Source organism: Saccharopolyspora sp. NPDC000995, from assembly GCF_053599315.1.
On record NZ_JBSFLZ010000152.1, the window covers coordinates 1 to 15,480 of the forward strand.

Sequence of the window (15,480 nt, forward strand, 5' to 3'; positions counted from 1 at the left end):
AAAACCGGTGCGCCCGCGCGTGATGGAACCGTCCCGCCAGACCCGCCGCGCTCCACATCCCCGTCGTCCGGGAACCCGTGGCCGCCAGCAGACCGGTCACCAACGAGGGCGAACGTGGCGAACGTCGGCGCGGTGAACACCGAACGCACCCCCTCCAGCACAGACAGCAAACACCACGGTACGGTTCCCACAGGAAGCATCGGCGAATCTCCCGGACAACGGGTGGTTACAAGGAACGCCGATGCTTCCCCCATCTCCAGGCCATGATCACGCCGCCACGCCGCACACCCCCCACAAAACTGCGAAACCTCAGTAACCAGGCCGGCTCGATCCCGGTGAACCGGAAGCGGGTGTCGCGGCCGGGTAACCTGAGCCTGCGCAGCAGCCAGACATCGCGCGGGAACTCGGTGTCCCAGCTGGCGTGGTCGGCGAGATCATGCAGGTAACCGATCGCGTCGAGCAGGAATCGGCGCTCGATATGGCCGCGCTCGGTGGAGTCCCGAGGTAGGCCATCCAGGATTCGGGGCTGGGGTCCAGTAACGAGGCGACCCCGGCGCCCGGCAGCACCCGCAGTAGCCGCCGGATCGAGTCCACTCGGGGTGTCTCAGCCTGACAAAGAGGGTGACGCCTTGCCAACGACCAGCCCGCGCCGGGGCTACGTCAGCGCTGGTCAGGACCCAAAACGTTGCTCACACCGCGAGATGTACGGCTACCCCATCATCCGGTCAGCGGTTGACCGCTGACCGGATGGGCAAAGTTGGTGGTAAAAAAGTTCCACGGTCGGCTCCGCTTCGGCGCGGTGTTCTAGCCTTCGTCGATGTGATCAATCGATTATCGAACGCGACTTATTTGATGCCCTGGATCCTGGGCGGTGGGGAACACGACTGTTCGTTCGCGCTATCGCGCTGACGGAATTCGTTTGCTGCGGCAAGATTTCGTTCTCATTGGTCATTCCGCTTGATCGCCGCTGTCTCGGAAATAATTGGGCTGCGGCTTGGTGCGCGCTGTTTTCCGTGCGTGCCGGGTGAAGCGTTGGTGTTCGTGGAAGTGAGAGCTCGGGAGTAGTAGTGCCTATATCGTCCCCGTTGGCCGACCGGATCGGCATCAGGTACCCGTTCATGCAGTCCGGCATGGGCGGCATCGGACCGATAACTCTGGCTCGTCTGGCCGCGGCGATCTCCGAAGCGGGCGCGCTTGGCACGATCGCGCACCCCGCGATCGTGCTGGAACGGCCTGGCATCAGCGGGGACGAATTGTCCAGCCTGGTGAACGAGGTCGTCGAGCAGGTCCGGGAGGGGATCCGGCTCGCCGTTTCGCTGACCTCCAAGCCGCTCGCGATCAACGTCCGCGTCGCGCAGGAGCAGCCCGACGCCCCTGCGGTGCTCGAAGCGATCCTGCAGGAGCGTGAGCATGATCCGCGGGTGCGTGACCAACTGCGCGTGCTCACCACCTCGGGCGGGCATCCGTCGATGTACGGCATGAACGACCGGTTCCGCGAGTCGGGAATGCTGCACTTCCACGCGGTGTCCAACGTGCGCCACGCGCTGACCGCGCAACGCGAGGGCATGGACGCGGTGATCGCCACGGGGTTCGAGGCGGCCGGCCACGTGGGGCATGAGCCGGTGAACACGTTCGTGCTGGTTCCCTCGATCGTCGCGGCGGTGGATATTCCGGTGCTGTGCGCGGGCGGGGTCGTCGACGGCACCGCGCTGGCCGGGGCGATGGTCCTGGGAGCTCAGATGGGCTACATGGGAACGCGGTTCCTGGCCTCGGAGGAGTCGGAGTACAACGAGGCGAACAAGAAGTACATCGTCGCAGCGCACGAGACCGACACCGAGATCGTGCCGGCGTTCTTCGGACCGGCCCGGTTCATCAAGAACGGTTTCACCGAGGAGGTTCGCCGGCTCGAGGGGAACCGGACCCCGCACTTCGAGCGGATGCGCATCGAGGGTGCCGCCATGCGCCGGGGAGCGCTGGAAGGCGATATGGACAGCGGCATGATGGTGGGCGGCCAGGGGATCGGCCGGGTGACCGAGGTGCTTCCCGCGGCCGAGATCGTGCGGCAGGTGGCCGCTGAAGCCGAGCAGGCGCTGGCCGGTGTGCAGCGTCTCGTGGTGCGATGAGCCCCGCCGGGTTCAGATTCCCGTTGAAGCGCGATGATGCGGAGCTGACGTCGCGGATCGCCGCCGCGCTGCGTTATTTCGGTGATTGCCAGTTGGCCGACGGAGCCATTCCGGACGCGTCGATCGTCCGCTACCCGACGGCTAAGCTGCTCAAGTACTGGGACACGGTCAACGCGCTCAAGGCGATCGCGATCTGGACGGACGTGTCGCCGGATTGGGACGACGCGCGTGTGGGCCGGGTGCTGGCCTACCTGAAGGGTCTTGAAAAGCCCAACGGCATGATCAGCTGGGGAGAACTGGAGGTTTCGCCTGCGGAATTCTGCACCGAGACCAGCAGCGAGTACATCTCGGCACTGATGCTTCTGGGTTACCGCGAGGAAGCGACCGAGAAGGCGCGTTACCTCCGTACGCGGCAGTCACCCGCGGGGGCGTGGTCCGAAGTGCACCCGCACGTTCCCAGGGCTTTCCAGACGACGTCCTCGGTGACCGGCTTCGCGTTGATGGCACTGCACGACCTCGACGTGGAGCCGATGTACCTCGACGAGGCCCTCGACTTCCTGGCGAAGGAGCAGACGAGGGCCGGCGATTTCGGCATCAACTGGTTCTACTACAACACCCACTACTACCTGGCCAGACCGGCGACGGAGGCTCTTGCCGCCTACGGCTGCCATTCGGCGGTCGCCGCGATCCGGGACTTCACTCTGTCCGACCAGAACCGGGACGGGTACTGGTACGGCGAGGTGCCGGGTTTCAGCTCCACGATCTCAGCCGAACTCCAGAGCGTTCTCGCGTTGCGGACACTGGTGTGCGCCGGTGCCGGCCTCGACGATCCGGCCGTGCGCAAGGGCCTGAGCTGGTTGCTGCCGCGCCAGCGCGCCGACGGTTGCTGGAGCGGCGGCCCCTATCCCTACCCCGACACCGACAGCTACCAGGAATTCCGTGCTCTTCAGGATGTGTTCGCCACTTCTCAGGTGCTCGTCCTGCTCGACCAGCTAACGCGCAGGGAGGCGGCGCAATGACCGAGGCATACCCGGATCACGGTACGGCGGAGCCCATCGCGATCGTCGGAATCGGCTGTCGGCTCCCCGGCGGCGTCGTCGACGCGGTCTCGCTGTGGCAGTTGCTCTCCGATGAGCGGGACGCGATCGTCCCCGTGCCGGCTGACCGCTGGGACGCCGACACCTACTACGCTCCGAGCTCGCAGCAGCCCGGTCGGATGAACGCCCGGGAAGGCGGTTTCCTGGAGAGCGCCAACGGTTTCGACGCGGGCTTCTTCGGCATCTCGGGCCGGGTAGCCGAGCAGATGGACCCCCAGCAGCGGCTGCTGCTCCAGGTCGGTTGGGAAGCGCTGGAGGATGCCGGTGTGCCGCCGGAGAGCCTGGCCGGAACCAGCGCGGCTGTGTTCATGGGTGCTTGCAGCCAGGACTACGGCGGTCTTCAGCTGTCCGCGGCCGAGGTGGAGGGGGCCGGTGCGCACTCGGCGACCGGCACGTTCATGAGCATCGTCTCGAACCGGCTGTCCTACGCGCTGGACCTGCGCGGGCCGAGCATGACGGTCGACACCGCGTGTTCATCGTCGCTGGTCGCCGTGCACTTGGCGGTGAAGAGCCTGCTGAACGGCGAAAGCGATCTCGCGCTGGCCGGCGGGGTCAACCTGATGCTGACGCCGCAGTTCGGGATCGCGCTGAGCCAGGCGTCCATGCTCTCGCCGCAGGCGCGTTCGCGGGCCTTCGCCGCGGCCGCCGACGGCTACGTGCGTGGCGAGGGCGCCGGAGTGGTGGTGCTCAAGAAGTTGAGCGCCGCGCGGCGCGACCGCGACCGCGTCCACGCGGTCATCCTCGGTTCCGCGGTCAACCAGGACGGCAGGACCCAGGGCATCACCGTGCCCAACGGGCGGGCACAGGAGGAGAACTTCCGGATCGCGCTGGCCGGTGCCGGTCTTTCCGGCGACGCTGTCGGCTACGTCGAGGCGCACGGCACCGGCACCCCGGTCGGCGATCCGCTGGAAGCCGAAGCGCTCGGCCGCGTGCTCGGCGACGGTCGCGCCGAGGATGACGTGGCATACATCGGGTCGATCAAGACCAACATCGGCCACCTGGAGGCTGCCGCGGGCATCGCGGGCCTGCTGAAGGCGGTGCTGGCGGTCAAGCACCGCAGCATCCCGGCCAGCCTGCACTTCGACGCGCCCAACCCGTCCATCGACTTCCGCGGAATGCGGATCGACGTGCCTACGGAGATGCGCCCCTGGCCGCAGCGGTACGACAGGGCGATCGCCAGTGTGAACTCGTTCGGCTTCGGCGGCACGAACGCGAACGTGGTGCTGGCCGAGGTGGAACCGAAGCAGGTACCCCCTGAGCCGACGAAGCCTTCCCGCGCAGCCCCGTCCGTGCTCGTCCTCAATGCCCGCAGCGAACACGCGTTGAGGGAGCTCGCGCTCCGGTATGCGCGGCTGCTGGAACAAGACGCTCCGCAGCTGGAACTGCTGTGCGCGAACCTCGCGCTGCGGCGAAGCGAGCACCCGCACCGGGTCGCGGTGCTGGCGCGCGACGCGGCCGAGGCCACGGAGAAGCTGCGGGCGTTCGCCGCTGGGGAGGGCAGTGCTGGAGTGTTTCCCGGGCACGTGCGCGGCACCCGCACCGGCAAGATCGGATTCCTGTTCAACGGACAGGGACCGCAGTGGTTCGCGATGGCCCGCACGCTGATCGAGACCAGCCCGGTGTTCGCCGCCACGATCGAGGAATGCGACCGGGTGGCCAAGGACTTCGTCGACTGGTCGATCAGGGAAGCACTGCTCGCGCCGGACGAGGAGACCTCTCCGGTGCAGCGGACCAACTGCTTGCAGCCGACGATGTTCGCGGTGCAGGTGGCCCTCGCCGAGCTGTGGAAGTCCTGGGGCATCGTTCCCGACGGTGTCTGCGGGCACAGCATGGGCGAGATCGCCGCCGCGCACGTCTGCGGCGCTATCGACCTGGCGACGGCATTGAAGATCATCTGCCGCCGGGCGCGCATCCAGGAGGACGCCGACGAAACCGGCGGCATGATGTACGTCTCGATGTCGAAGTCCGAAGCCCTCGCGCTCTGTGACAAGCACGATGAGCTTTGGCTGGCGGCCGAGAACAGCCCGGTTGCATCCACTTTGTCGGGCCGCCTGCCGCTGCTCAGGCAACTCGAAGCCGAGCTCAAGGAGCAGGGTGTCTTCGCGCGGGTCCTGCGGGTCAACTGCGCCTGCCACAGCAGCGACATGGATCCGCTGCGCGAGCGGCTCCTGGCCGGACTGGAGGGTGTCCGGGGCATGGACGGGGACGTCCCCATGTACTCGACCGCCACGGGCAAGGCCGTCACGGGCGCGGGGCTGTCCACCGAGTACTGGTGGAGCAACTTCCGCCAGCCGGTGCTGTTCGAGCCGGCGATCCGGTCGATGCTGGAGGACGGCATCGACTGCTTCGTCGAGCTGAGCCCGCACCCGGTTCTGATCAACTCGCTGAAGGAGATCACCGACTCCGCCGGCGCGGACGTCGTCGCGGTCTCGTCACTGGCGCGGAAGAAAGACGACTGGGACACCTTCCTCGGCGCTTTCGCCGAGCTGGCCACTTCGGGGGCTCCGGTGGACTGGCGGCGTCGTTACGGTACGCGCGTTCCCGCGCTCGGCCTGCCGGTGAACCCCTGGGTCGAGGAGCGCTACTGGAACGAGAGCGAGACCTCCCTCGCCTACCGGTCCGGCAAGCAGCTGCACCCGATGCTCAAGCGCGTCGACGCCGCGCATCCCACTTGGGAGATCAAGTGGGACGACCACCGGCTCTCCTGGGTCAAGGAGCACGACGTGCTCGGTTCGGTGATCGTCCCCGGTGCCGCCTATGTCGAGGCGGTGCTGGGCGCCGCTGGGGAGCTCGTCGGTGAGAGCTGCGCGCTGGAGTACGTGGAGTTCGAGCGGGCTTGCGTGCTGGACCCGGAGGAACGGCAGATCACCAGGCTGGAGCTTGACGAGGACGCCAGGACCTTCGAGTTCCACCACCGCCCGGTCCGGGGCTCGATCTGGACCAGGGCCGCCCGGGGCCGGTACTTCCCGGCGCCCTCGGGACCTCGCGGGGTGGTGGACCTGGAAGAAGTGCGTCAGCGGTGCACCGAACGCCACACGCCGCTGGAGGTCTACGGCACCTTCCGCGACAAGGGCTACGTGTACGGTCCGGCGTTCTGCGGCATCTCGTCCCTGCACACGGCCGACGGCGAGGCACTGGCCCGCATCGAGACGCCGCGGGTGCTGCGGCGGAGCACGGGCGGCTACCTGTTCCACCCCGCGGTGCTGGACGCCTGCTTCCAGAGCGCGATCCTGCATTCCTCCCCGGAGCGCCCCGGCGAGTTGCTGCCGTTCTCGTTCCTGCCGACCGGCATCGAGGAGGTCTGGGTGGCAGACGAGATCAACCTGCCGCTGTGGTGCCACAGCAAGTCCCGCAAGCACGATTCAGGCGGACTCTGCGTCGACATCCGGGTGACCGACGACGATGGCAACGTCGTGGCCGACTACACCGCGCTGCGCGGCAAGGTGGTGTGGCAGCCCGTTTCCACCGGGAACGGAATCCAGGACGACTTCCACGAACTGCACTGGATCTCCGATCGGGACGCCCGATCCGCGTCGGCGCTGCCGGGGGTGCTCCGGCTGCGTCGAGACGATCTGGCCGCGCGGCTGGAGCAGCCCGAGGTGCGGGCGGCGCTGCCCGCGGGTGCCGTCGACGAGCAGTATCAGCTCGGTGTGCACCAACTGTGCGCGGATTACGTGTGGCTCGCCCTGGCGGAGTTCGGTGTCCGACGCGACGAGGGGCAGCGCTTCTCCATCGCCGACTGCGTCGGCCTGCGCCAGGAGCATCACCAGGCTTGGGAGCGCTACCTCGGCTTCCTGGTCGAGGACGGGGTGCTGCGCGAGGATTTCGGCACTTACGAGATCGTCAAGATCCGCGACTGCGACCCCGCTGCGAAGTGGGGCGAGTTGCTTGCCGGGCATCCCGCTCGCATCTGGGAACTCCTGCTGGTGCGACAGACTGGACGCAACCTGCACGCGGTCCTGACCGGAACCGCTGACCCGCTCGAGCTGATGTTCGGTGACGGCGGCGACGAGCGGATCGCTCCCATCTACGAGACCGCGCCGCTCAGCCGCTACGGGAACGCGGCCTTGGGCGAGGCGCTTCGAGCCCTGTTGGGCGAGGCCGACCAGGCGCGCACGCTGCGCGTGTTGGAGGTGGGCGCCGGTACCGGCGGTCTCACCAGCAGCGTGCTGCCGATCCTGCCCGCCGACCGGTGCGAGTACACCTTCACCGATGTGTCCCCCGCCTTCCTGGAGAAGGCGAAGGATCGTTTCGCCAGCACCGGTTTCGTGGACTTCGCAACGCTGGATCTGGAGCACGACCTCCAGGGGCAGGGCTTCGCCGCGGGCTCGTTCGACCTGGTGCTGGCGGCCAACGTCGTGCACGCCACCGGCGACCTGCGCGCCTCGTTGACGCGGCTTCGCAGCCTGCTCGCTCCGGAGGGCGTGCTGGCGTTCGTCGAAGCCACCCCGGGCAACCGGTGGCTGGACCTGACCTTCGGGCTGCTCTCCGGCTGGTGGTCCTTCCGAGACCTCAACCTCCGGCCTGAGGGACCGCTCATCAGCGCCGCCAAGTGGGAGGAGACGCTGCTTGGCGCAGGTTTCCGGGACGTGCTCACGATCGGCGACGCCACGTCGTCGGGCGCCGGCGGGCAGACGGTCGTGCTGGGCCGGTCGCCGAGCGCACCGGAGGGGGAGGAGCCCGCACCGCCGGTGGTGTCCGGCGCGTGGCTGGTGGTCGACGACGACTACGGACTTGCCGGCGAACTGGCCGGGAGGATCAGGGCTGCGGGTGGGAGCCCGCTGGTCGTGCGCCCGCGGAGCGGCACCGCCGAATCCCCGGAGGACGTCCGGGTCGGTCACCCCGAAGACTGGGAGCCCCTGCTGGCCGGACGTGCGATCGAGCGTGTCGTGGTGCTGTGGGGTTCCGGACCTGTGCTCGACGAGACCACTGGCGAGTCGCTGCAGGAGACGATGCGGCGAAGCGGGACCATCGCCGTCGATCTGCTGCAGGCGCTGAAGCGGGTGACGGACGGTCGTTGGCCGAGACTGCACCTGGTGACCAGGGGCGCGCACGCGTTCGGCAACGACCGCCCCCGCCCCGCTGGAGCGGATGCCTGGGGCCTGGCGCTGGTGGCCGGGCTGGAGCTGCCCGAAACCGCGTGCACCGCGATCGACCTCGATGACCGGGACGGACCGGAGCAGGCCGATGCGCTGTGGGCGGAGTTGTGCCGCGAGGACGGTGAGCGCGAGATCGTGCTGCGCGCCGGTGAGCGGTTCGTTCGTCGGGTCCGGTCGCTGCCCGCCGAGTCGTTGTGCGCGCCGGTCCGGGCGAGCGAGCTGTCCCCGGCCGAGGGTTTCCGCCTGACCGCCTCGGGACCGGGATCGCTCGACGGTCTCGCCTACACGGCGGTACGGCGGGACGAGCCTGGTCACGGCCAGGTCGAGATCGAGGTGGCCGCGGCAGGAGTCAACTTCCTGGACGTGATGCTCGCCCTGGGCCAGGTCCCCCAGCTCGACAGCGCCACCGACTACCGGTTCGGGATCGAATGCGCCGGCACCGTGAGCGCCGTCGGTCCCGGGGTTACAGACCTGTCGGTCGGCGACCGGGTGGTGGCGATGAAAAGCGCCCAGGGCGCCCTCGCTTCGCACCTGACGCTGGACGCGGGCACGGTCGTCCCCCTGCCGGATGGTCTCGGCTTCGAGCAAGCGGCCGGCTCGCCGATCGTGTTCCTGACGGCCTCGATCGCCTTGCGGCGGCTGGCTCGACTGGAACCGGGCGAGCGGGTGCTCATCCATTCCGCAGCCGGTGGTACCGGTCTGGCCGCTGTGCAGATCGCCCGGATGCTCGGCGCGGAGGTCTTCGCCACCGCGGGCACGCAGGAGAAGCGGGAGCTGCTGCGCTCGCTGGGCATCGAGCACGTCTTCGACTCGCGCTCCGGGCAGTTCGCCGAGGAAGTCCGGGCCACCACCGCGGGGGTGGGGGTCGACGTCGTCCTCAGCGCCTCCGGTTCCGGGATGGCCTCCCGGAACCTGGCGTGCCTGGCTTCGTACGGGCGCTTCGTGGAGATCGGCAAACGCGACCAGGCCGGCGACCATAAGCTCGGCTTGCGGTCCTTCGCGCGCAACCTCGCGTACTTCAGCCTTGACCTGCGGCAGATGCTCCTGGACCGGCCGGCCAAGGTGCGTGCCGAGCTGGAGGACCTGCTGGGGCGGCTCGCTTCTGGCGAGCTCCAACCGCTGCCGTACCGGATTTTCGGTTCCGGCCAGACCAGCGCCGCGTTCCGCCGGCTGGCAGCGGGACGCAACATCGGCAAGGCGGTCGTGGTGATCGACCACCGCGACCAACTGGTGCAGGTGCCGCGCGAGCCCGTCGAGGTGTCCGGTGGGACGTGGCTGATCACCGGTGGTTTCGGCGGCGTCGGCATGGCGATGGCTGAATCGCTGGCCGACGCGGGGGCCGGGCACCTGGTGCTCGTCGGCCGCTCGGGGGTGCCCGGCGAGGCGGCCGCCGAGCGGGTCGAGACGTTGCGGGCGCGCGGCGTGCACGTCCACACCGCAGCCGTGGACGTGACCAGTCGCGAGCAGGTCCGGGAACTGCTGGACCACATCACCGCGGAGATGCCGCCGCTGCGCGGTGTGCTGCACTCGGTCATGGTCCTCGACGACGCCGTGCTGACCGGAATGACTCCGCAGCGCTGGTCGTCAGTCGTGGAACCGAAGGCGCTTGGTGCGTGGAACCTGCACGAGCTCACCGAGGCGATCCCGCTCGACGCGTTCGTGCTGTTCTCGTCGGCCACCTCGTTCGTCGGCAACGTCGGCCAGGCGAACTACGCCGCGGCCAACGCCTACCTGGACCACCTCGCGGACGCTCTGCGCCGCAGAGGCCGCCCCGCACTGGCGATCAACTGGGGCGCGGTCGCCGATGCCGGGTACGTCGCCGACCGCGAGGACGTCCGCAGGCATGTGGAAGCCACCGGGATGCGCTCGTTCGGGATCACCGACGGATTCGATGCGCTGCGGTCCGTACTCGGGACTTCCTCGGCCCAAGTCGCGGTCCTGCCGATGGACTGGCCGCGGTTCTTCCAGCACCACGGGCAAAGCGTGCAGGAACAGTCCCGGTACGAAAACGTCCGCGACAGCGGCGGTCGTCGGGAACTGACCGAGAGCGCTGGTTCGCTCAAGCAGCTCGTGGAGTTGCTTTCCGCCGACGAGCTCGAAGCGGTGCTCGCGGAGCGGCTGCGCGGGCGGGTGGCCACGGTCCTGGGCATTCCGCTCGACTCGCTGGACGACGACATGCCGCTGATGGACTACCTCGACTCGCTACTCGCGGTCGAGATCAGCGGCTGGATCGAGCGTGAGCTCGGGGTGAAGGTGACGATCATGGAACTGATGAAGGGCCCCAGCATCCGTCAGCTCGTGGGGCAGCTCGGCGAGCGACTCGCACCGGCGAACGCCGCGACCGCGACGGCCGAGGTGGCCTGATGCGAAGCGCCGAGCTCAACCGCACCGAGATCGAGGTCTGGTTGCCCAAGTCGGGGTTGACGGTGCGCGGCTGGCACAGCGGCGGTGCCAGCGGCCCGCCCACCCTGTGCCTGCACGGGGTGCTGGACAACTGCGCGAGCTTCGCACCGTTCTTCGAGCGGGCCGGCGATCTCGACCTCACGGCCATCGACCTGCCGGGGCACGGCTGGTCGGACCCGATCGGCTCGTCGACCTGCAACTACCTCGACTACGTGGCGGCGATCCTCGAGTTCGCCCAAGTCCAGGGATGGAGCACGTTCCAGCTCATCGGTCATTCCATGGGCGGCTCGCTGTCCACGGTGGTCGCCGGGCTGCACCCGGAGAAGGTGAGCAAGCTGGTGCTCATCGACGCGCTGGGTCCGGCCGCGGTCTCGGCGGAGGAAACGCGCTCGACGGTCGTCCGCTACCTGCGCACCTACCTGGACGGCAAGGAGCCGCCGCGGTACCGCAGCGTGGAGCAGGCCGTGCGAGCACGGGTCCAGCTCGCCGACATCCTGCTCGACACAGCCGAAAAGCTGGTCGAGCGGGATCTCATCGAGGCCGGTGACGGGTACGCCTGGCGCACCGATCCGCGGATCAAGTACCCGCCGGTGCGCACGTTCAGCGAGGACCAGGTGCTGGCGTTCATCCGCGCCATCACGGCACCGACGCTGTTGGTCAGTGCGTCCCGGACGGCTCTGGTGGAGGACTACTACCCGCGCCGGATCGCCACCGTCCCCGACCTGCGGCACGTGACGCTTCCCGGCAGCCACCACCTGCACATGGAGAACGCCGGACCCGTCGCCGATCTGATCACGAGATTCCTCGATGCGCGGAGTTGAAGGCAGGGCCGGCCAAGGGAGGTCGTTGATGGTCCCGACGCACATCTCGACGGGGCGGGAGTTGTGGAACTGGCGCGTCCAGCAGACGCCCGGCAAGCTGTTCCTGCGCTGCGAACAGGGAGTGTGGACCTACGCCGAGTTCGACGAGGCGAAGGCCCGCTACGCTGCCGCGCTGGCGGAGCTTGGGGTAGGACCGGGAGCCGCCGTTCTGGTCGGGATGCGGAACACGCCGAGGGCACTGCTGGTGCACATCGCGCTGATGCAGCTCGGGGCAGTCGCGGTGCCGTTGCAGTGCGATCTCGCGTTCGAGGAGCTGCGCCACCAGATCGAGCACAGCCGTGCCGAAGTGCTGCTGATTGACGGTCCCGCGACGGCCACCCTGCTGCCCCGCATCCAGGAGTTCTCCCGCGTGCGGCACATCGTGACCGGCCCGGCGGTGCCGGAGCCGCGTGGAGGGGTGCGCGAGCCCCTCCGTGGACGCGTGCGGCACATCGTGACCGGCCCGGCGGTGCCGGAGCCGCGTGGAGGGGTGCGCGAGCCCCTCCGTGGACGCGGGCCGGACGCCGAACCTCCTCCGGCGGCCGGTTCGACGTTCGAGGATTGGGAATCGCGCGAGCCGCTGGACTTCCAGCCGATCGATGGCCACGACGCACGCTCGCCGGCAATGGTGCTCTACACCTCCGGCAGCAGTGGAAGGCCGAAAGGAGTGGTGCTGGGCGCGGGTGCCTTCGTCTCCTCCGGGGCCGGGTTCGCCGAGCACTTCGGCTTCACCGGTGAGGACGTGTACTTCCTGCCCCTCACGCTCGCGCACGCGGTCGGAGCACTGGTCGCCCCCGCGATGGCGGTGGCCGCAGGCGGTGGGCTGGCGCTGGTGGACAGGTTCAGTCCCGCGGTTTTCTGGCGGCAGGTCGAGCGGTTCGGGGCCACCTGTTCCATCCTCTTTCCCACCCACCTCAATCTCCTGACCGAGGCGGAACACGACGCGCCCGGCCCGGGGGAGTCCGACCTGCGGCTGGTGATCACGCACGCCTGGAACGAGGGGTTCGCCACGCGGTTCGGGGTCGAACTGGCCACTGTGTGGGGCATGACGGAGACCGGAGCGATGGCCACCGGCAGTGCGCCGGGGGCGGCTCGCGGACGCGAACCCGGCTACGTCGGCACCCCCATGCCCGATGTGGAAGTGGCGATGTTCAGCCCGGACGGCGAGCGCCTGCCGCGTGGCGCGGTCGGTGAGATCCGGTTGCGACATCCGCACGTCATGCTCGAGTACCTACGTGATCCGGGTGCGAGCGCGCGAACGCTCGTCGACGGGTGGGTCAGGTCCGGGGATGAGGGGGTCGTGCGCGAGGACGGGTCCGTGTACTTCCTGGGGCGCAGAAGCAACATGATCAAGCGCTCGGGGGAGAACATCAGCCCCGATGAGGTCGTGGACGCCCTGTTGACGCACTCGGCGGCGGTGGAGGCAATCGTGTTCGGTGTCGCGGACGAGATCCGGTCCGAAGAGGTGGCCGCGGTCGTGATGACCCGCTCGGCGGTCGATCCTGGGGATCTGCTCACCGCGGCGGCCGAGCATCTGTCCGCCCGGAAGCTGCCCCGGTACCTGAAGTTGTCCGCCGATCACCTTCCGCGCTTGTCCAACGGCAAGATGGACCGGGCTCGGATAGTGCGGGAATTCTCGAAGGCCTCGGCGTGGGACCGCTTCGCGGGGCGCGGTGAGAGCGGACCGGAGATGCTAGAAACGCCAAGCGCAGCGCACTCTGACCTGGTTTCGGACTGAGTTTGCCGATGAACCGGCAGCCTCGCCCAGACTCCACGTTTGCCGTTCGTGATGCCGCAGAGTGTCGGATGTGTGCGCATCGTACGGTGTCGTTAACGCATCAGCCCAGGGTTGTTCTGGGTGGTTGGCTTGGCGGGGTTCGTTATCGAATCGCGGCTGCTGGATGGGTGGGGTCGGTCAGCGGGTTGGTGAGGCGCGCTGGTCGCCGAGGGCGTGCGCGAGTTGTCGCCGGAGTCGCGCGTTCTCTTCTGCGAGCCGCTTATTGCGGTCTTGGGCTGCTTGCAACCGTTGCCGCAGGGAGTCGTCGGAGGCTCGCTGGTTGGCGGGGATCGATTGCAGGCGCTTGTTGGGTGGCGTCACGTAGGCGTTGGATCTCGGCGCGGATGTCGTCTTGGGCGTAGAGCCAGGAACGAGAGACTCCGCTGACGCGGGCGACGGTTTCGAACGTGACCGGGGTGCCGACGCGGTCGAGCTCCCGTATGGTTTGTATGGCTTTGGCTCGGGTCAGTTCACGGCGCCGCCGGGCGGCATCGATTAGATGGCCGGTGTTGTCAGCACGCATCCGCTCGCCCCCCGGAGTGGTCACTGTTGTCGTCGCTGTGGTCTTCCAGCGTGGTGATGATCTTGTCGAGGTTGTCGGCGACCTGCCGGTTCATCTCGACCTGCCGGAGCTGACCGCGCGCTTCGGCGGCGGAGATGATCTCCAGTGTTTGCTGCCGGTGAGCCCGGTGCTGGGGCAGGAACTCCGCAGTGGTGAGGAACATTGGGCAGGTCAGGCACGAGTTGGCGTGCGGGCATTGCTGCACGAGGGGAAGTGGATAGCAAATTACCTTTCTGGAGCTTTTCTCCGAAGTAGCTTTGAGGTGATGTCGATCTCCTTTTCCGTCTTAGCTTTGCCTCTTCGGCGTTATCCAGTTCACCTTCTTGGTAGTCGGCGTACAGGCGAATAGCTTGAGGCGAGGGCGTGCGAATCCATAGCGGTGCCCCTATGAGGACACGATCATGAACTTCCTCGGGTCCTCCAAATGTAGAAGATAGATCGCAATCCATATAGATTTCAGCGAACCATTCCGCCGGGTCAGGTACATCGCCATAGGTGAAGGCTCGGTTCCATGCCCTTATCGTGCGTGGGTCATTGCGATCGCCACAGACGCCTTGTGTGTACGCGATCTGAATTGCTCGTCTAGCGAGGTCTTCTCGGCTGTGCCAATCGGGAGACTCGCGACACCGATCCTCAAGGAATTTGTGGACGCTCCGCGCTGACGAAGATGTCCATCCGTACTTGACAGGTGCCCCAGGCTGCGATACATAGAGCATTATTCTGGCGGTTTGAATACCGGACAATAGGGCAACGGCCCCGACCTAGTAAGATCGTTTTCCGACCAAAGAACACGATTTACAGGTGGAGCCGTTGCGTTACCAGTCTACTACGGGGCTTGCTGCGGACCAGATCGAGGAGCTCGTTGTCCGCGTCTGGCAAATTGTCCAGTGTCGTGAGGAACAAGTGTGGCCTCCGGTGGTGGGACTGTATCGCGCGGTGGTGCTCACCCTGGTGTATGTCCGGCAGAATTTGAATCAGGCGGCTGTGGGCGATCTATTTGGAGCATTATTCTGGCGGTTTGAATACCGGACAATAGGGCAACGGCCCCGACCTAGTAAGATCGTTTTCCGACCAAAGAACACGATTTACAGGTGGAGCCGTTACGTTACCAGTCTACTACGGGGCTTGCTGCAGACCAGATCGAGGAGCTCGTCGTCCGTGTCTGGCAAATCGTCCAGTGTCGTGAGGAACAACTGTCGCCTCCGGTGGTGGGACTGTATCGCGCGGTGGTGCTCACCCTGGTGTATGTCCGGCAGAATTTGAATCAGGCGGCTGTGGGCGATCTATTCGGACTTAGCCAGCCGACCGTATCGAGGGTCTATCGGGGCATACTGCCGCTGATCGGAGAGGCGTTGTGCCTGCATGTTCCAGACCTCGAGGAAGCCATTCGTGGTCGGCTCGTCCTGGTCGACGGAACCGATGTGCCGACCGGCAACCGTGCTGGTCACGAGGACAACTACTCCGGCAAACGCCGCCGCGCGGGACTCAACATCCAGGTCGCTGCCGACACCGATGGCGGCCTGCTGGCCGTGTCCATACCGTTGCCCGGCTCCATGCAC

The 15,480-nt window shown here is 67.4% G+C and carries 9 protein-coding genes; 6 read left to right on the plus strand and 3 right to left on the minus strand.

Annotated features, from left to right (window positions below; all coding sequences use genetic code 11):
- Nucleotides 1-200 (minus strand): hypothetical protein (locus ACWDKQ_RS31585; RefSeq protein ID WP_450142425.1); only part of this gene is annotated, 200 nt, incomplete at its 3' end.
- A gap of 867 nt (nt 201-1,067) precedes the next feature.
- Between ACWDKQ_RS31585 and ACWDKQ_RS31590 the strand changes: the two genes are divergently transcribed.
- From ACWDKQ_RS31590 to ACWDKQ_RS31610, 5 genes are read left to right on the plus strand one after another with little or no spacing between them, the layout of a single operon-like run.
- On the plus strand, nt 1,068-2,123 hold the full coding sequence (locus ACWDKQ_RS31590; protein ID WP_450142426.1) for an NAD(P)H-dependent flavin oxidoreductase: 1,056 nt from the start codon (nt 1,068-1,070) through the stop codon (nt 2,121-2,123).
- A 23-nt stretch (nt 2,124-2,146) separates the two neighbouring features.
- A complete protein-coding gene (locus ACWDKQ_RS31595) occupies nt 2,147-3,142 on the plus strand; it encodes a hypothetical protein (protein ID WP_450142427.1) in 996 nt (331 codons plus the stop codon).
- Nucleotides 3,139-10,683: an SDR family NAD(P)-dependent oxidoreductase gene (locus ACWDKQ_RS31600; protein WP_450142428.1), complete on the plus strand. Its 7,545-nt coding sequence runs from the start codon at nt 3,139-3,141 to the stop codon at nt 10,681-10,683. Before ACWDKQ_RS31595 ends, ACWDKQ_RS31600 begins: the two co-directional genes overlap by 4 nt.
- Entirely contained in the window at nt 10,683-11,543 is an 861-nt protein-coding gene (locus ACWDKQ_RS31605) for an alpha/beta fold hydrolase (RefSeq protein ID WP_450142429.1), read from the plus strand. Before ACWDKQ_RS31600 ends, ACWDKQ_RS31605 begins: the two co-directional genes overlap by 1 nt.
- A 28-nt stretch (nt 11,544-11,571) precedes the next feature.
- On the plus strand, nt 11,572-13,320 hold the full coding sequence (locus ACWDKQ_RS31610; RefSeq protein ID WP_450142430.1) for a class I adenylate-forming enzyme family protein: 1,749 nt from the start codon (nt 11,572-11,574) through the stop codon (nt 13,318-13,320).
- A 259-nt stretch (nt 13,321-13,579) separates the two neighbouring features.
- Here the strand turns inward: ACWDKQ_RS31610 and ACWDKQ_RS31615 are convergent, their stop codons facing one another.
- Nucleotides 13,580-13,882: a DUF6262 family protein gene (locus ACWDKQ_RS31615; protein WP_450142431.1), complete on the minus strand. Its 303-nt coding sequence runs from the start codon at nt 13,880-13,882 to the stop codon at nt 13,580-13,582.
- The gene (locus ACWDKQ_RS31620) at nt 13,872-14,084 is read right to left on the minus strand and encodes a hypothetical protein (protein WP_450142432.1); all 213 of its coding nucleotides are present in this window, start codon (nt 14,082-14,084) and stop codon (nt 13,872-13,874) included. Before ACWDKQ_RS31620 ends, ACWDKQ_RS31615 begins: the two co-directional genes overlap by 11 nt.
- 928 nt (nt 14,085-15,012) lie before the next feature.
- Between ACWDKQ_RS31620 and ACWDKQ_RS31625 the strand changes: the two genes are divergently transcribed.
- Nucleotides 15,013-15,480, plus strand: a 468-nt coding sequence (locus tag ACWDKQ_RS31625) for a transposase family protein (RefSeq protein ID WP_450142433.1), incomplete at its 3' end; no start/stop codon positions are given.